The organism is Stenotrophomonas sp. PS02300 (assembly GCF_029959395.1).
Lineage (GTDB): Bacteria > Pseudomonadota > Gammaproteobacteria > Xanthomonadales > Xanthomonadaceae > Stenotrophomonas > Stenotrophomonas maltophilia_AD.
Genome location: NZ_JASCOP010000098.1, coordinates 1 through 16,076 on the forward strand (window position 1 = coordinate 1; position 16,076 = coordinate 16,076).

General features: G+C 68.9%; 13 protein-coding genes. 9 read left to right on the forward strand and 4 right to left on the reverse strand.

The genetic code is table 11. From position 1 onward, the window contains the following. Positions 1-343 precede the first annotated feature (343 nt). From QMX79_RS15580 to QMX79_RS15590, 3 genes are read right to left on the reverse strand one after another with little or no spacing between them, the layout of a single operon-like run. Positions 344-1,603, reverse strand: a complete 1,260-nt coding sequence (locus tag QMX79_RS15580; protein WP_282247535.1) for an ectonucleotide pyrophosphatase/phosphodiesterase — start codon at positions 1,601-1,603, stop codon at positions 344-346. Between the two features lie 52 nt (positions 1,604-1,655). Further along, entirely contained in the window at positions 1,656-2,147 is a 492-nt protein-coding gene (locus tag QMX79_RS15585) for a methylated-DNA--[protein]-cysteine S-methyltransferase (RefSeq protein ID WP_282247536.1), read from the reverse strand. A 4-nt stretch (positions 2,148-2,151) separates the two neighbouring features. Then, positions 2,152-3,609, reverse strand: a complete 1,458-nt coding sequence (locus tag QMX79_RS15590) for a DNA-3-methyladenine glycosylase 2 (protein ID WP_282247537.1) — start codon at positions 3,607-3,609, stop codon at positions 2,152-2,154. Between the two features lie 172 nt (positions 3,610-3,781). Here QMX79_RS15590 and QMX79_RS15595 point away from each other — a divergent pair, with 172 nt between their 5' ends. The 4 genes from QMX79_RS15595 (at position 3,782) to ubiM (ending at position 7,208) form a co-directional block, all read left to right on the forward strand. Continuing rightward, positions 3,782-4,921: a hypothetical protein gene (locus QMX79_RS15595; protein WP_282247545.1), complete on the forward strand. Its 1,140-nt coding sequence runs from the start codon at positions 3,782-3,784 to the stop codon at positions 4,919-4,921. 61 nt (positions 4,922-4,982) lie between these two features. Next, positions 4,983-5,513: a DUF4019 domain-containing protein gene (locus tag QMX79_RS15600; protein WP_282247538.1), complete on the forward strand. Its 531-nt coding sequence runs from the start codon at positions 4,983-4,985 to the stop codon at positions 5,511-5,513. Between the two features lie 18 nt (positions 5,514-5,531). Then, positions 5,532-5,933, forward strand: a complete 402-nt coding sequence (locus QMX79_RS15605; RefSeq protein WP_282247539.1) for an MAPEG family protein — start codon at positions 5,532-5,534, stop codon at positions 5,931-5,933. A gap of 105 nt (positions 5,934-6,038) precedes the next feature. Beyond that, a complete protein-coding gene (gene ubiM / locus QMX79_RS15610; RefSeq protein WP_282247546.1) occupies positions 6,039-7,208 on the forward strand; it encodes a 5-demethoxyubiquinol-8 5-hydroxylase UbiM in 1,170 nt (389 codons plus the stop codon). Positions 7,209-7,239: 31 nt separating this feature from the next. Here ubiM and QMX79_RS15615 read toward each other — a convergent pair whose 3' ends face one another. Continuing rightward, positions 7,240-7,470 (reverse strand): RNA-binding S4 domain-containing protein, encoded by a 231-nt coding sequence (locus QMX79_RS15615; RefSeq protein ID WP_282247540.1) that lies wholly within the window; start codon positions 7,468-7,470, stop codon positions 7,240-7,242. 269 nt (positions 7,471-7,739) lie between these two features. Between QMX79_RS15615 and QMX79_RS15620 the strand changes: the two genes are divergently transcribed. The 5 genes from QMX79_RS15620 to QMX79_RS15640 all read left to right on the forward strand — a co-directional run bounded on the left by QMX79_RS15620 (position 7,740) and on the right by QMX79_RS15640 (position 15,946). Then, on the forward strand, positions 7,740-9,704 hold the full coding sequence (locus tag QMX79_RS15620) for a DEAD/DEAH box helicase (RefSeq protein WP_282247541.1): 1,965 nt from the start codon (positions 7,740-7,742) through the stop codon (positions 9,702-9,704). A 169-nt stretch (positions 9,705-9,873) separates the two neighbouring features. Continuing rightward, on the forward strand, positions 9,874-12,312 hold the full coding sequence (locus QMX79_RS15625) for an EAL domain-containing protein (RefSeq protein ID WP_336618871.1): 2,439 nt from the start codon (positions 9,874-9,876) through the stop codon (positions 12,310-12,312). Between the two features lie 119 nt (positions 12,313-12,431). Further along, positions 12,432-14,051, forward strand: a complete 1,620-nt coding sequence (locus QMX79_RS15630; RefSeq protein WP_282247547.1) for a GGDEF domain-containing protein — start codon at positions 12,432-12,434, stop codon at positions 14,049-14,051. 37 nt (positions 14,052-14,088) lie between these two features. Continuing rightward, positions 14,089-14,811, forward strand: coding sequence for a pseudouridine synthase (locus tag QMX79_RS15635; RefSeq protein ID WP_093533149.1), 723 nt, complete (start codon positions 14,089-14,091; stop codon positions 14,809-14,811). A 64-nt stretch (positions 14,812-14,875) separates the two neighbouring features. Continuing rightward, positions 14,876-15,946, forward strand: coding sequence for a sensor domain-containing diguanylate cyclase (locus QMX79_RS15640; RefSeq protein WP_282247544.1), 1,071 nt, complete (start codon positions 14,876-14,878; stop codon positions 15,944-15,946). Positions 15,947-16,076: the final 130 nt, after the last annotated feature.

The window sequence follows — 16,076 nt, forward strand, 5'->3', positions numbered from 1 at the left end:
CCTTGGGGGCTCTTGCGAAACATCCATGTTTCGCAAAGCCCCCGTACCCCCGCCCCCGCCGGCCCCCGACAGTGTGTCGGTGGCCATGGAAGATCAAAGGCCGGCGTCGATCATTTTCATGCGTCACCGGACGCGGTGGCGTTCCGTGCCGTCGTTTGGGAACCGACGCTACCGCTCCGAGGTTCATTCGGGGTACCTGGCGCCACGTTCATTCGGCGTACCCGCCGCGTAGAGCCACGCCCTGCGTGGCTGCTCTTCGTTTCCGCACGCGACCCTCTGTCGGCCTCCCCAACACGGATGAACTGAAACGCTGCCGTTCGCGATAACAGATCAGCAATCGAAATCACTTCAACGCAGGAACCAGCGTCTCGGGATTGCCATCGTTCGGGGCGGCCGGAATGCCCAGCAGGCGCGTCATCAACGGGTAGACGTCGACGTTGTCGAAGCCGCGCAGGTTGGCACCCTGCTTGAACGACGGGCCGCGGGCGATGAAGATCGCGCGCATCGAGGGCAGGGCGTTATCGTAGCCGTGCGAGCCGCGGTCGCCCGGTTCGCGCTTGGCCAGGCGCTCGCGGCTGAGTGCGTTCCAGCCTTCGTGCATCTGGCACACGATCGGCGGGATGCGCGGGTTGCTGCCGTATTCCCAGCGCTCGGGCAGGGTCTGGCGGGTCCAGCAGTCGTAGGTCGCATGTGCGCCCAGCAGGATCTTCTCGGCCTGCTGCTGCTTGCCCGGCAGCGGCGCGAAGCCGATCGACTGGCCCAGCGATACGTCCTTGGCGATGGACGGATCGACCATGTCTTCCACCGCGATGGTCTGGCCGTCCGGCACGCTGGCCATGCCGTGGTCGGACAGCACGATGAGGTTGGTGGTGGCGTCCAGCCCGCGTGCCTTCAGGCCGTCAAGCAGGCGGCCGATGGCGGTGTCCACGGCGACGATGGCTGCGGCGTATTCGGGCGAGTCCGGGCCGTTGTGGTGCCCGGCCTTGTCGACCTGCTCCATGTACAGGGTGACCAGGCGCGGTGCATCGGCATCGGTCTGGCCGAGCCAGCCCAGGACCTGGTCGACGCGGTCGGCGAGTGGCACGTTGGCGTCGTACACGCGCCACTGGCTGGGGCGCACGCCCTGGATCGCCGCTTCGCTGCCCGGCCACGACCAGGTGGCCGAGCGGATGCCGGCCTTTTCCGCGCCGACCCAGATCGGTTCGCCGCCCCACCAGCGCGAATCGGTCACCGCATCGCGCAGGTTGAGCTGGAACCGGCCCAGCGTTTCTTCCTGCATGCTGTTGTGGATGATGCCGTGGTGGTTCGGGCGCAGCCCGGTCACGATCGTGTAGTGGTTGGGGAAGGTCAGCGACGGGTACGACGGCGTCATCCATTGCGCGCGCACGCCGTCGTTCGCGATGCGCTGCAGGTTCGGGGTGATGCCCCGGTCCAGCATGTCCGCGCGCAGGCCGTCGATCGACACCAGCAGCAGTTTCGGTGCGCTGGCCGCCACGGTGGTGGCGTCCGCTGCGGCTGCGGTCGGCGGGGTGGACGGGACGCTGGCACAGCTGCTCAGCGCGAGGGCGGCGGCAAGCGCCAGCGACAGGCGGACGGAAATCATCCGTCCATCATAGTTCGCCGCAGTGACGCGGCGAAGACAACCAATGGCAGGGTCAGGCGAACAGCGGCTGCGTGCGCGATTCGAGGTCGAGCAGCGCGGCCTTGGTTTCGATGCCACCACCGAAGCCGGTCAGTGCGCCGCTGCTGCCGATCACGCGGTGGCAGGGCAGCACGATCGGCAGCGGGTTGCGCCCGTTGGTTGCGCCGACCGCGCGGCTGGCGGTGGGCTGGCCGATGTGGCGTGCCAGCTGCACGTAACTCCAGGTATCGCCGAAGGGGATGTCGGCCAGCGCTTTCCATACGCGCAGCTGGAACTCGGTACCGTGCGGAGCAAGGGGCAGTTCGAACGCGGTGCGTTCGCCGCGCAGGTACTGCAGCAGCTGGGTGCGCGCATCGCGCAGCGCATGCGCATCGCGCTGCCAGTGCGCGCGACCCTTGGCGTCGTAGCGGTTGTTCTCGAACAGGATGTGGTGGATGCCCTGGCTGTCGCCGGCCACGGTCAGCGCGCCGATGGGGCTGTCGAAGGTGTCGTAGAGCAGGTTCATGCGGTTACTCCGAAGCGGACGTGGCCAGATGCCACAGGTGCAGCACGGCGTAGGCACGCCAGGGCCGCCAGGCCTGCGAGCGGGCCTCGGTGGCGCGCTCGGTCAAGCGGGTATCACCGCCCAGCACCTGCTGCAGTACCAGGTCGCCGGCGGGGAAGGCATCGGGCAGCGCCAACGCGCGCAGCGCGATGTAGTGCGCGGTCCACGGCCCGATCCCAGGCAGGGCCACGCAGCGTTCGATGAAGGTGTCCAGGCGCTGGCCGGCATGGAAATCCAGCCTGCCGTCGGCCACGGCGGCCGCTACCGCGCGCACGGTGGCCGCGCGGGTACGCGGCAGGCCGATGCCTTCCAGCGGCGCGTCGGCCAGCTGTTCCGGCGTGGGGAACTGGCGGTCCAGTCCCTCGGGCATGCCTTCCAGCGGGGTGCCGAAGCGGTCGACCACGCGCCGCGCCAGGGTGATGGCCGCCGCCACGCTGACCTGCTGGCCCAGTACCGCGCGCACCGCCACTTCGAAGCCCTCCCAGCCGCCGGGTACGCGCAGCCCGGGGCGTTGCGCGATGCCGCGCGCAAGCAGCGGGTCCTGCCCAAGCGTGGCGTGCACGATGCGCAGGTCCGCATCCAGGTCGAAGATGCGCCGCACCCGGCGCACGATGCCAGGGATCGCGCGCGGATCGACCTGACCCAGCTGCAGCAGCAGCTCGGACCGGCGCGGATCGGCGGTGACCCGGATCACCGAGGGGCGCTCGGCCGGGCCGATCACGCGCTGGTAGCTGCTGTCGTCGATCTGCTCGATGCCCGGGATGCAGCGGCGACGCAGGAAGCCCAGCATCGCGGCGAAATCCAGCGGCGGCCGGTAGCCCAGGCGCAGGGTCAGCGCGCCGTCGGCCAGCACGCCGCGCTGGCGCCGGATCGCGGTGGGCGGCATGCCGCAGCCTTCCGCGAACGCGGCGTTGAAGCGGCGCAGGCTGTTGTAGCCGGCGGCCATGGCCACGTCGGTGACCGGCAGCGCGGTTTCGGTCAGCAGCTGCTTGGCCAGCAGCAGCCGGCGGGTGGCGTGGATCTGCGCCGGGGCCGCGCCCAGCCGCGCCACGAACAGCCGCTGCAGCTGGCGCGCGCTCAGGCCGAGCCGGGCAGCCAGGTCGCCCACCGCCGCATCCTGCAGGAAGCCATCGTGGATCAGCGCCAGGGCGCGCTGCAGGGTTTCGTTGCTGAGTGCGTCCTGCGCTTCCGGGGCCAGCTCCGGCCGGCAGCGCAGGCAGGGGCGGAAGCCCGCCGCCGCGGCAGCGGCCGCCGTGGGGTAGTAATCGACATTGACCGGCTTCGGCGCCGGCGCCGGGCAGACCGGCCGGCAGTAGATGCCGGTGCTGCGCACGGCAGTGAAGAACACGCCGTCGAAGCGCGCATCGCGGGCCAGGCGGGCGCTTTCGCAGGCGGCGTAATCCAGGGGCAGGGCGGTGTCCATGGGGCCCAGTCTATGCGCCTGGCCGGGGCCCGGCTCGCCGTTTTCGGACAGCAATGCCGGGCACGCCCGGTGCGGTTCAGGGCAGGTTGCCGCGATGTCGGCCGGGCGCACTAGACTGTGCCTTCATGTGCCGTTTTCGGCACGCCCTTTGTCTGGAAGCCGGGTGTCCATGCTGCTCAAGTCGTGCGGGTTGTTGCTGTTGTGCCTGGGGCTGGCCGCCTGCAGCCAGCTGGAGAACCCCGGCAACGTCACCGCCGCCGACAAGGCGGTGCGGGCGCAGACCGCCGACGGTGACCACATGGTGTCGTTCAACGCCGCCGATGCACCGCCCGCGCCACCACCGCCGCCGCGCAAGGGCGAACAGGGCTGGCCGACGGTAGCGCTGGACAACGGCAAGGCCTGGCTCAGCTGCGACACCGAGTACGCCAACGAAGGCGGCGATGGTGCCGCGCTGGAGGCGCTGGACCGTGCCAGCCTGGAAGCGGCCATCGCCCCCTGCGTCGAACGTGGCCTGTTGCGCGTGCGCTACGCGGGCAAGATCAATCCCGGGTTCGCCGAACTGATGACCCGGATCGCACTGGTGGCCGATGCCCAGCGCGTCTCGCGCCGCATCCTGGACCTGGATTCCAGCGGCGGCCAGGTGGAGGCGGCGATCGTGGCCGGCGACCGCATCGGCGAATCCAACTGGACCATCTGGGTGCGCGAAGGCTCGGTCTGCCACAGCGCCTGCGTGTTCGTGCTGGCGGCCGGCGACAACCGGCTGGTGTCGGGCAAGGTCGGCATCCACCGGATGATGCGGATCAGTTCCAAGGCAACCTCGCGCGCCGAGCTCAACCTGGAACTCCACGAGGTCTACGACAACGTCAAGGATTACCTGCAGCGCAACGGCGTGGCCGTCGGCGTGGCCGACCTGATGATGACGGTACCCAACCGCAGCCTGCGCCTGCTCAGCAGCGACGAGCTGCGCCAGTTCGGCCTGGACGGCACCAATGCGGTGCAGGACGACCTGGAGCGGATCAAGCAGATGCGCAAGTGCGGCGACGATTTCGTGCGCCGCAAGGATGCGTTCCTGGTCGCCTTCGACCAGGAGTGCAAGCGCGAAGGCAGCGAGCTGGACGTGATTACCCGTTGCGGGCAGACGCTCAAGCAGCGCTTCGGCTTCCCGGACGTGGCCTGCCCGGACGAAAGCCCGTTGTCGGAAATCGATGTGTCCACGCTGTTGCCCACCCGCGAAAAACCGCGTGATGCGGTGGCCGAACGCACCGCCAGCGATGCCGACCAGCCGCCCGCGGAGGCGGCCGAACGCAACTGACGGCCTGCTCACGGGGTTCCCGTAGACTGCTGTGAAATCCACTGCTGCCTACGGTGCCCCGATGCGCGTTCCGCTGCTGCTGTCGCTCCTGCTTCCCGCTGTTGCCCTGGCCCAGACGCCGCCGCCGGCCACCCCGGCACCGGCGCCCGCGCGCCCGGCACCTGCCGCCCCGGCCGCACCGGCACGCCCGGCATTGACCCCGCAGCAGCAGGCCCAGGTGCAGAAGCAGGACCAGGAAATGGCCGCTGCCGGTTTGAAGGTGGCGACCCTGGTCGACGGCGGGCGCGCCGGCGAGGCCTGGAAGGGTGCGTCCGAAGTGGCCCGCAAGTCCGTTACCGAGCAGGCGTTCGTGGCCCAGCTCGATGGCGACCGCAAACGGCTGGGCGCGTTGGTCTCGCGCGGCCAGCCGGTGGTGACGCGGGTCAAGTACAAGGCGGGCGCCACCGTGCCCGAAGGCCTGTACATCAACGTCAGCTTCCCCACCAAGTTCGCCAACAGCGCGCAGCCGGTGCGCGAGCTGGTGTCGTTCCGCTTCGACGAAGACAGGATCTGGCGCCTGGCCGGCTACAGCGTCCGCGCCGCCGCTCCCTGACCACAGGAGGAACATCGCATGGGTATCGAGATCCAGATGCTGGGTTGGGCCATCGTGCTGGGGCTGGTGCGGGTGATGATCGCCGCCGGCGCGGTCACCCGCGAACGCGGCCTGGCCTGGAATGCGTCGGCCCGCGATGGCGTACCGCCGCCGCCGGGGCCGCTGGCTGCGCGCCTGCAGCGGGCGCAGGCCAACTTCCTGGAAACCTTCCCGTTCTTTGCCGCCGCCGTGCTGGCGGTGGTGCTCACCCAGCGCCAGGACAGCACCACCGCGCTGGCCGTGCAGCTGTATTTCTGGGCGCGGCTGGTCTATGTGCCGCTGTATGCCGCCGGCATTCCCTACGTGCGCAGCCTGGTCTGGGTGGTGTCGCTGCTGGGCATCGTGCTGCTGCTGTGGCGCCTGCTGCACGGGCTGGCGTGAACCGTCGCCGACGCGGCTGATCCAGATCAAGGGCGCGCCTGGCCGGGAGCGGTAAGCTCGGTCGTGGACACGCAACGGGAAGGGAGCATGCCAGACGATCGCGCAATGGCAGTGGATGTGCTGGTGGTGGGCGCCGGGCCGGCGGGGTTGTGTTTCGCCCGCGCGCTGGCCGGCAGTGGCCTGCGGGTGGCGGTGGTGGAGCAGCAGCCGCGCGCGGCGCTGGCCGAGGCCGCCTTCGACGGGCGCGAGATCGCGCTCACCCATGCCTCGCGGCACATCCTGGAGCAGCTGGGCCTGTGGCAGCGGCTGGACCCCGCTGACATTGCGCCGCTGCGCGATGCCAAGGTCATGGATGGGGGCTCACCGTTCGCGCTGACCTTCGCCGCGCGCGACGCGCAGGGCGGCGACCTGGGCTGGCTGGTGCCCAATCACCTGATCCGCCGCGCGGCATGGGACAGCGTGCAGGGCCAGGCCGACCTGGAGATCCTCGACCAGTGCAGCGTGCGCGGCATCGTGCCCGGCGCGCGGCACAGCGAGGTGACCCTTGCCGATGGCCGCCGGCTGCAGGCGCAGCTGGTGGTGGCGGCCGACAGCCGGTTCTCGTCCACCCGGCGCATGCTGGGCATCGGCGCACGCATGCGCGATTTCGGCAAATCGATGCTGGTGTGCCGGATGCAGATCGAGGTGCCGCACCAGCACACCGCATGGGAATGGTTCGGCTATGGCCGCACCATGGCGCTGCTGCCGCTCAACGGCGACCAGGCCTCGGCGGTGATCACGCTGCCGCCGCGCGACATCGAGGCGCTGCTGGCACAGGACACGGCGACCTTCGGGCGCAGCATCAGTGACTGTTTCGAACACCGCCTGGGGGCGATGACGCCGGTGGCGCGCCCCATCGCGTACCCGCTGGTGGGGGTCTACGCCAATGCGTTCGTGGGCGCGCGCTGCGCGCTGATCGGCGACGCGGCGGTGGGCATGCACCCGGTCACCGCGCACGGTTTCAACCTGGGCCTGCAGAGCCAGGACCGGCTGGCCGCGGTGCTGCGCCGGGCGGCCGGGCGGGGCACCGACATCGCCGCGCCGGGCGGGCTGGCCGCCTACGAGCGCGGGCACCGGCTGGCCTCGCGGCCGCTGTACGAGGCGACCAATGCGATCGCCACGCTCTACACCGATGACCGCCTGCCGGCGCGGGTGCTGCGCCGGGCGGGGTTGCGGCTGGCCCACGGGGTGGCGCCGTTCCGGCAGCTGATCGCCGCGCACCTTACACAGCGCTGAGGTGTCACGACCAACGGTCGTGACCCACCGGTTACGGGGCGTCGGTATCGGCGATGACGTTGATCACGGTGTCGCCGAACTGGACCTGCTGCCCGCCACGGATCTTGCAGGCCTTGCGCAGCTCCACCTCGCCATTGACCAGCACCTGTCCATCGCTGATCACGGTCTTGGCTTCGCCGCCGCTGGTGACCAGGTCGGCCAGCTTCAGCAGCTGCTTGAGCTCAACGTAGTCGGTGTCCAGTTCAAATTCGAGGGTCTGCATGGGGTGGGGTATCCTGTGAAGGGGCGCGGACGCGGGGCCGGGCCGAAAGCGGGCGCGTATTGTGCGCCAGCACGCGGCGTTTACAGCCTCCATGCTGAAATCTGTACACGTGGTTCAGGATCCATGCGGTATCATCGCGCCCTGAGCGAGTGAATTCTCCTCCGACCGAGCAGCGCCAGGGCACGCGATAAGAAAGGGCGCCCAAAGCGCGGACCATCCCCTTTTTTATGCCACTGCCACGTAAAACGGTAGTGGCTTCGGAGTTCCCCATGTCCCAAGAATCCCCCACGCCGCTGCTGTTCGCAGACCTCGGCCTGTCCGACGCTGTGATGAAGGCCGTTGCCACCGTCGGCTATGAAACGCCGTCGCCGATCCAGGCTGCCACCATCCCGGCGATGCTGGAAGGCCGCGACGTGCTGGGCCAGGCCCAGACCGGCACCGGCAAGACCGCCGCCTTCGCGCTGCCGGTCCTGTCCAACCTCGACTTCAACCAGACCAAGCCGCAGGTGCTGGTGCTGGCGCCGACCCGCGAACTGGCCATCCAGGTCGCCGAGGCGTTCCAGACCTACTCCTCGGGCATCCCCGGCTTCCGCGTGCTGCCGGTCTACGGCGGCCAGCCGTACGGCCAGCAGCTGCAGGCCCTGCGCCGTGGCGTGCACGTCATCGTCGGCACCCCGGGCCGCGTGATCGATCACCTCGATCGCGGCACCCTGGACCTGTCCGAGCTGAAGACCCTGGTGCTGGACGAAGCCGATGAAATGCTGCGCATGGGCTTCATCGACGACGTCGAAGCGGTCCTGAAGAAGCTGCCGGAAACCCGCCAGGTGGCGCTGTTCTCGGCCACCATGCCGTCGCAGATCCGCCGCATCGCGCAGACCTACCTGAAGAACCCGGCCGAAGTCACCATCGTCAGCAAGACCACCACGTCGGCGAATATCCGCCAGCGTTACTGGTGGGTGAGCGGCATGCACAAGCTGGACGCGCTGACCCGCATCCTGGAAGTGGAACCGTTCGACGCGATGATCATCTTCTCGCGCACCAAGGCGGCCACCGAAGAACTGGCCGAAAAGCTGCAGGCCCGTGGCCTGGCCGCTGCCGCCATCAACGGCGACATGCAGCAGGCGCAGCGTGAACGCACCATCGGCATGCTGAAGGAAGGCAAGCTGGACATCCTGGTGGCCACCGACGTGGCCGCACGCGGCCTGGACGTGGAGCGCATCAGCCACGTGCTGAACTACGATATTCCGTACGACACCGAAAGCTACGTGCACCGCATCGGCCGTACCGGCCGTGCCGGCCGCACCGGTGACGCGATCCTGTTCGCCACCCCGCGCGAAAAGGGCATGCTGCGTGCGATCGAGCGCGCCACCCGCCAGCCGATCGAAGAGATGCAGCTGCCGAGCGTGGACGCGGTCAACGACACCCGCATCAACAAGTTCATGAGCCGCATCAGCGATGCGCTCGATGCCGGCGGCACCGACTTCTACCGCGACCTGCTGCAGAAGCTGGAAGGCGAGAAGAACGTGCCGGCGATCGACATCGCCGCCGCGCTGGCCAAGCTGCTGCAGGGCGATTCGCCGTTCCTGCTGACCCCGCCGGTGCGAGGTGCCCGTGAAGACCGTTCGCCGCACCAGCGCAATGATCGCAACGACCGTGGCGAGCGCCCGGCGCGTTTCGAACCGCGCTTCGAGCGTGGCCCGCGCCGTGAAGACGACCGTGGCCCGCGTCCGCCGCGTCCGGAAGGCGATTTCGGCGGCAACGACGGTGGTTTCGAGCGTGCCCCGCGCCGTGAGATCGCCCCGCGCGGCGAGCCGGAACCCGGCATGGAAACCTTCCGCATCGAAGTGGGCCATGTGCACGGCGTGAAGCCGGGCAACATCGTCGGCGCGATCGCCAACGAAGCCGGGCTGGAAAGCCGCTTCATCGGCCGCATCGACATCCGTGACGATTTCTCGATCCTGGATCTTCCGGCGGAAATGCCGGCCGACCTGCTCAGCCACCTGAAGAAGGTGTGGGTGTCGGGCCAGCAGCTCCAGATGCGCAAGGTCGAGCCGGGTGAAGACACCGCCGGCTCGGGCGCGGCACGCCCGGCGTTCAAGCCGAAGTTCGGCCGCGGCGGCAAGCCGGGTGGTCCGGGCGGTCACCGCGGTCCAGGTGGCCCGGGCGGCCCGGGCGGCAACGACCGTCCGCCGCGTCGTGACGGCTTCAAGCCGCGCGGCCCGCGCAACGGCTGATCGCTTCACATCGCAGCATCCCAACAACGCCAGCCTTCGGGCTGGCGTTGTTGTTTCAGGAACCTGAGCGGGTGTGACGGCAAACTTCGCGCCATTTCAACAGAGCTGGACCTAGCCTGCAGTGGCAGGGGACTATGCCAAGCACCCATGGGCACCGGAGGGATCTGTGATGCTGGGAGGCAGCAGGGATGTGGGTAGCACCGCCGTACCGCATGTAACGCGGGGTTTGACGCTGCGGTTCGTATTGCTTACCGGCATGGCGGTCGGGCTGGTGGCGCTGTCGGCGCTGATCCAGGAACTGCAGGGCGCATCCACGGCTTGGATCGTGGGGCAGAGCCATTGGTCGCGCAGCCAGCAGCACGCTTCCTTCGCACTCGAGCGTTATCTCACATCAGGCGATCCGGCCGCACTGGCCGAAGCGCGCGCGGCGCTGCAGGTGCCGCTGGGTGATCTCGACGCACGTCGCGCACTGGAACAGGACGATGTGGATGTCGCGCGGGCACGGCGTGGCTTCCTGCAGGGCGGCAACCAGCCGGGCGACATCAACCGGCTGATCCTGTCGTTCCGCTACCTGGGCCATCTTGGCTACTTCCGCGATGCGGTGCACCTGTGGCAGCAGACCGACCACGGCCTGGCCCAGCTGCAGGCGATGATGGACACCGCCGAAGCGATGCATGCCGACGGCCGCGTGGAGCCGCCCATGCGCGAAGCGTTGCTGGTGCAACTGCAGGCGCTGGACCGCAGCCTGCAGGCACAGGCCCGCGCATTCTCGCTGGCGCTGCTCAACACTGCCTCCATCGTGCGCATGGCCACGCTGATCGTCGGTGGCCTGTCGGTACTGCTCATCACCCTGGTGGCGGTGCTGCTGTCGCGGCGCGTGCGCAATGACCTGATCGATACCGAAAGCCGGTTCCGCGCCGCGTTCTACCAGGCTACGGTGGGCATGCTCAAGCTGGACCATGCCGGGGGCATCGTCGAGGCCAACCAGGCCATGGCCGACATCCTCGGCTATCGCCGCGACGCGCTGCTGGGCATGGAGCTGCCGGAGCTGCTGGTCGATGGCGAGCTGGTGCTGGACGAGGCCGGCGACATTGATTGGCCGCGCCAGCTGCGCCCGGGCGAACTGCGCTTCCGGCATGCCGACGGTGGCCTGCTGTGGGGACGCTGGAGCGGCACCCTGGTGCGCAGCCCCGGCCGCGATGTCTCGGTGTTCGCGATCATCGAAGACGTGTCGCAGAACCACGCGCTGGCGCGCGAAGTCGAGCACCACGCCAGCCACGATCCGCTCACCGGGTTGATCAACCGGCGCGAGATCGAGCGCCAGCTGGAGCTGGCGCTGCTGGATGTGCGCACCCATGGCGGTACCCACAGCCTGTGTTACCTGGACCTGGACTACTTCAAGCTGGTCAACGATGGGCTTGGCCACGCTGCCGGTGACCAGCTGCTGCGCGGTTTCGCCGACTACCTGGAGGGCGCGGTGCGCGAGGGCGACTGGGTCGGCCGCATGGGCGGGGACGAGTTCGCGATGTTCCTGTCCGACGCCCGCCAGGAGGAAGCCACGCAGGTGCTGCAGCGGATCGCACGCAACCTGGGCCAGGCCGGCTTCCAGCGCGACGACGGATTGCCGCGGGTCAGCTGCAGCATCGGGGTGGTCGAAATCACCGGGGACGTGGCCGACGTGAACTGGTTGATGAGTGCGGCCGACAGCGCGTGCTATGCGGCCAAGCAGGCCGGGCGCAACCGCGTGCACTGCTTCAACGAGAACCGGATGGCGCTGGAGGAACGCCTGCTGGAAGCCGACCGGCTGGCATGCGTGTCCAGTGCGATCGCCGAGAACCGCATGCTGCTGTATGCCCAGCGCATCGAACAGGTCGGCGATCCCGGCTTCCTGCATTACGAGGTACTGGTGCGCATGCGCAGTACCGATGGCCAGCTGCAGGGCCCGGGCGATTTCATGCCGGCGGTGGAGCGCTATGGCATGGGCATGGCGCTGGACCGGCACGTGCTGGGGCTGCTGTTCCGCCACCTGCAGCTGTGCCCGGCGCACGTGCAGCGGTTGGGCCTGTGCAACGTGAACGTATCGGCCCAGTCGATCGCCGAGCCGAGCTTCCTGGCGTTCGTCTGCGACCTGCTCGAGCGCAACCGGGGGCTGGCGCGCAAGCTGTGTTTCGAGATCACCGAGACCGCGGCGATCAGCAACCTGGACCAGGCGCGCAGCTTCGTGGAAGGGGTCAAGGCACGCGGGTGCCGGGTGGCACTGGATGATTTCGGCGCCGGGTTGTCCTCGTTCGGGTACCTGCGCCAGCTGCCGGCGGACATGCTCAAGATCGATGGGGTGTTCGTGCGCGACATGGATATCGACCCGGTCAGCCGTGCCACGGTGCGCGCCATCACCGAAATCGGCCGCGAGCTGCACATGAGCGTGACGGCTGAGTGGGTGGAGTCCGAGGAAATCGCCGCGCAGCTGCGGACCCTGGGCGTGGACGGCCTGCAGGGCTATGCCATCGAACGGAAAGCTTACCCAGCCCTCGTTGTGGCGGGAGGCCCCGGTGCAGTCCAGCCGCCTTTCCTGAACTGTCACGTGCACCGGCGCGCCTTCTTGCGATAATCGCCACGGGGACGCCACGCGGTGTGCGTGGCGGTGCAGGGCGACAGGGTGATGGTGTGAGGCGCAGCGACAGCAGGAAGCAGGGGATGAGCAGGGCCATTGGCTGGCTGGCCGGCCTGATGTGCCTGCTGCTGTCGGCCACGGCGTTGGCCGGCACGGCCCAGGTCGGGCGTGATGTGCTGCTGCTGGGGGCTGCCACCGACCAGCAGGCGCCACAACGCGCCTGCACCCCGGAAATGCTCGCCCACCACCAGGACATCCTTTCGATCCCGGCCCCTGCCGACGGCTGGTCCGGTGCGCCACAGGCGGTGGATGTGTTCGGGGTGCTGACCGGCGAAGTGCGCATCAGCCACGGCGACCGCCAGATCTGCGGCAACATGCACGATGCCCGCACCCGCGATTCGCGCTTCCGCGCGGGGGTCGGCATGGTGGTGGTGCCCAAGGCCGGCGAGCGCGAACCGATCGTGGTGTCCTGGGCCACGCCACTGAAATCGCGCTGGATTCCCACGGTACGGCTGGGCGCGCCCAGCCCGGTGCAGCAGAACGATACCGCCCGCCTGCTGGTGCGCGCGGCCTGCATCGCGGTGGCGATCGCGCTGGCGCTGTCGGCGCTGATGGGGTTCGTGACCGCCCGCGACCGCACCTTCCTCTACTACGTGGCGATCTGCGCGGTGTTCGTGCTGTGGCAGGCGGTGCTGGGTGGGTTGAGCGGCTACCCGGAGCCCTGGCTGCCGGTGCACGACCGCGCCTCGTGGTGGCTGGTGGCGCTGAGCGCGTTCGCGCTGGCGCTGCTGCTGCCGATCCTGTGGCGGCTCAATGGCGGCGCCCGGCTGTGGCCGGGTTCGGGCACCGGCCAGCGCGCAGTGCTGTGGGGGCTGGTGCTGGCCGGGTTGTGCGTGCCGTGGATGGGCACGGCCGGGTTGGCCTGGATGGCGGCCGCGCTGGAGGCGGTATTCGTGCTGGGCTGCGTGGTCTGCCTCGGGGTGGGCCTGTGGGCGCTGGTGCAGCGCGATGGCTATGCGGCGGCGGGGCTGTTCGCGCTGGCACCGTGGTGGATCCTGATCATCGCCGATGCGCTGCACGCGCACTGGCTGACCGCCTACCGGATCGAGGCGCTGCAGCTGTCGGCGACCTGGTTCCTGATGATGGCCGCCTACGCGCTCAACCTTCGCTTGGGCAAGCTTCGCCAGCAGCGTGACGAGATGCGCCAGCTGGCCGATACCGATGCGCTGACCGGGTTGCCCAACCGGCGCCACGGGCTGCACCTGCTGGCCCGCCACCTGGAACGGGCGGGTGCCGAGCAGCTGCCGCTGGCGATCGGCTTCCTGGACATCGATCTGTTCAAGGACATCAACGACCGTTTCGGCCATGAGGTGGGCGACCAGGTGCTGGTGGCGGTGGCGCGCGGCCTGCGCGGGGCGGTGCGGGTGCAGGACGACGTGATCCGCATGGGCGGCGAGGAGTTCCTGGTGCTGCTGCCCGGCGCCAGCCACGGGGCGGCGCTGGCCCGGCTGGAAAGCGTGCGCCGGCAGATTCCGGCGGTGACCGCGCCGCTGGGCATTTCCGGGCTGGCGGTGACGGTCAGCATCGGGCTGGCGGTGCTGCGCCCGGGTCGTGATGACCTGGCCGGGCTGCTGCGGCGCGCGGACCATGCGATGTACCGGGCCAAGCGTGCCGGCCGCGACCAGGTCTGCGACGGTGAACAGCCGCTGCCGGCGGATGATCCGCTGGTCGCCTGATCCCACGCCGGACGGGGTTTTGCCGGATAATGGCGCGATGACAACCCGACTCAACAAGTTCATTGCCGAAACCGGCTTCTGTTCCCGGCGTGAAGCCGACCGCATCATCGGCGAGCGCCGCGTCACCGTGAACGGCCATCCGGCCGGTACCGGTGCGGTGGTCGGCGAGGGCGACGTGGTGCTGGTCGACGGCCAGCCGCTGCGCGCGCGCGAGGCGAAGAAGGCCGGCGGCCGCCGCCATGTGTACATCGCGCTGAACAAGCCGGTGGGCATCACCTGCACCACGGAGAGCGCGGTGAAGGGCAACATCGTCGACTTCGTCGGCCATGAGCAGCGCATCTTCCCGGTCGGCCGGCTGGACAAGGATTCGGAAGGCCTGATCCTGATGACCAGCAACGGCAACATCGTCAACCAGATCCTGCGTGCGGAAAACAACCACCAGAAGGAGTACCTGGTGGCGGTGAACAAGCCGGTCACGGACGAGTTCCTGCGCGGCATGGCGCGCGGGGTGCGCATCCACAATGAAACGACGCTGCCATGCCGGGCGTCGCGCATCGCCAAGTTCGGCTTCCGGATCGTGCTGCAGCAGGGCCTGAACCGGCAGATCCGGTTGATGGCGGCGGCGTTCGATTACCGGGTGACGCAGCTGCGCCGGGTGCGGATCGACAACGTCAAGATCGGGGCGCTCAAGCCGGGCCAGTGGCGCAACCTGACCGATGCGGAATTGAAGGGGCTGCTGCCGCAGCAGCAGGACTGGTAAGCCTGCACTTGCGGGTAACCAACGGCTAAGTAAGCTGGGCGCAGTTCCCGGATTCGACCTTTGCATGATCAAGCCCGAGAAGCCCGTCAACGAGGCCATCCGCCTGGCGGCGTTGTACCGATACCGCATCCTGGATTCGGAGAAGGAAAAATCCTTCGATGACCTGGTCACCATCGCCAAGGCGGTGTGTGGCGCGTCGATGGCGGCGGTGACGCTGATCGATGCGGAACGGCAGTGGTTCAAGTCCATCGAGGGGGTGGACGCGCGGGAGCTGCCGCGCTCGGAGTCGATGTGCGGGCACGCGATCCTGCAGCCGTCGGAGGTGATGGTGGTGGAAGACGCGCGCACGGACGTGCGCTTCCATGACAACCCGAACGTGACCGGGGATCCGAAGGTTCGTTTCTATGCGGGGGCGCCTCTGGTGAGTACGGAGGGCCTGCCGCTGGGCACGCTGTGCGTGTTCGATCCGCGACCGCAACGCTTGGATGCGCAGCAGACGGAGGCGCTGGCGGCGCTGTCGCGGCAGGTGATGCTGGTGATGGAGCTGCGCCGTTTCGCGCTGGACATCCAGACGCACATGGTGGAGCGCGACGATTACGAGCGGCTGCTGAGCGAGTACCACGATGTGCTGCTGGCGCAGAACGCGGACTTGGCGGAGCAGAGCCGGACGGATGTGCTGACGGGGCTGCCGAACCGGCGGGCGATGGCGGTGGCACTGGATGCGTCGGTGCTGGATGCGGACGGGCAGCCACGGCAGACGGCGGTGGCGCTGGTGGATATCGATCACTTCAAGCAGATCAACGATTTCAACGGGCACGCGACGGGCGACCGGGTGCTGGCGGAGTTGGGGGTGCTGCTGCGGGCGCAGTTCTCGGGCCGTGGGCTGGCGGCGCGCTACGGCGGGGAAGAGTTCGTGGTGCTGATGCCGGATACGGACCTGCGGACGGCGGAGCTGCAGTGCGATTTCCTGCGTATGGCCGTTTCCGACCTGCCGCTGGGATTTCCGGTGACGGTCAGTATCGGGGTCGCGGCGCATCGTTCAGGTGACACCGTGGAGCAGACGCTGGAGCGGGCGGATGCTGCTTTGTACCGGGCGAAAGGGAATGGGCGGAATCGGGTTGAGTTGGCGCCCTGAGGTCTAAAGCCCTGGGCTGCGGGCTTCCCCGGTTTGGCTGGCGGGTGCGGGTTTGCGGGACACGCCGTGAATCCGTCCATGGAGGCTTGTCAAAAACATCCATGTTTTTGACAGTCCCGCAAACCCGCCC

What these genes read in the sequence shown, in the direction of transcription:
- QMX79_RS15640 (WP_282247544.1), top strand. Translation starts at nt 14,876, where the DNA reads ATGATCAAGCCCGAGAAGCCCGTCAACGAGGCCATCCGCCTGGCGGCG.
- QMX79_RS15620 (WP_282247541.1), top strand. Translation starts at nt 7,740, where the DNA reads ATGTCCCAAGAATCCCCCACGCCGCTGCTGTTCGCAGACCTCGGCCTG.
- QMX79_RS15630 (WP_282247547.1), top strand. Translation starts at nt 12,432, where the DNA reads ATGTGCCTGCTGCTGTCGGCCACGGCGTTGGCCGGCACGGCCCAGGTC.
- QMX79_RS15615 (WP_282247540.1), bottom strand. Translation starts at nt 7,470, where the DNA reads ATGCAGACCCTCGAATTTGAACTGGACACCGACTACGTTGAGCTCAAG.
- QMX79_RS15580 (WP_282247535.1), bottom strand. Translation starts at nt 1,603, where the DNA reads ATGATTTCCGTCCGCCTGTCGCTGGCGCTTGCCGCCGCCCTCGCGCTG.
- QMX79_RS15600 (WP_282247538.1), top strand. Translation starts at nt 4,983, where the DNA reads ATGCGCGTTCCGCTGCTGCTGTCGCTCCTGCTTCCCGCTGTTGCCCTG.
- QMX79_RS15590 (WP_282247537.1), bottom strand. Translation starts at nt 3,609, where the DNA reads ATGGACACCGCCCTGCCCCTGGATTACGCCGCCTGCGAAAGCGCCCGC.
- QMX79_RS15635 (WP_093533149.1), top strand. Translation starts at nt 14,089, where the DNA reads ATGACAACCCGACTCAACAAGTTCATTGCCGAAACCGGCTTCTGTTCC.
- QMX79_RS15585 (WP_282247536.1), bottom strand. Translation starts at nt 2,147, where the DNA reads ATGAACCTGCTCTACGACACCTTCGACAGCCCCATCGGCGCGCTGACC.
- QMX79_RS15625 (WP_336618871.1), top strand. Translation starts at nt 9,874, where the DNA reads ATGCTGGGAGGCAGCAGGGATGTGGGTAGCACCGCCGTACCGCATGTA.
- ubiM (WP_282247546.1), top strand. Translation starts at nt 6,039, where the DNA reads ATGGCAGTGGATGTGCTGGTGGTGGGCGCCGGGCCGGCGGGGTTGTGT.
- QMX79_RS15605 (WP_282247539.1), top strand. Translation starts at nt 5,532, where the DNA reads ATGGGTATCGAGATCCAGATGCTGGGTTGGGCCATCGTGCTGGGGCTG.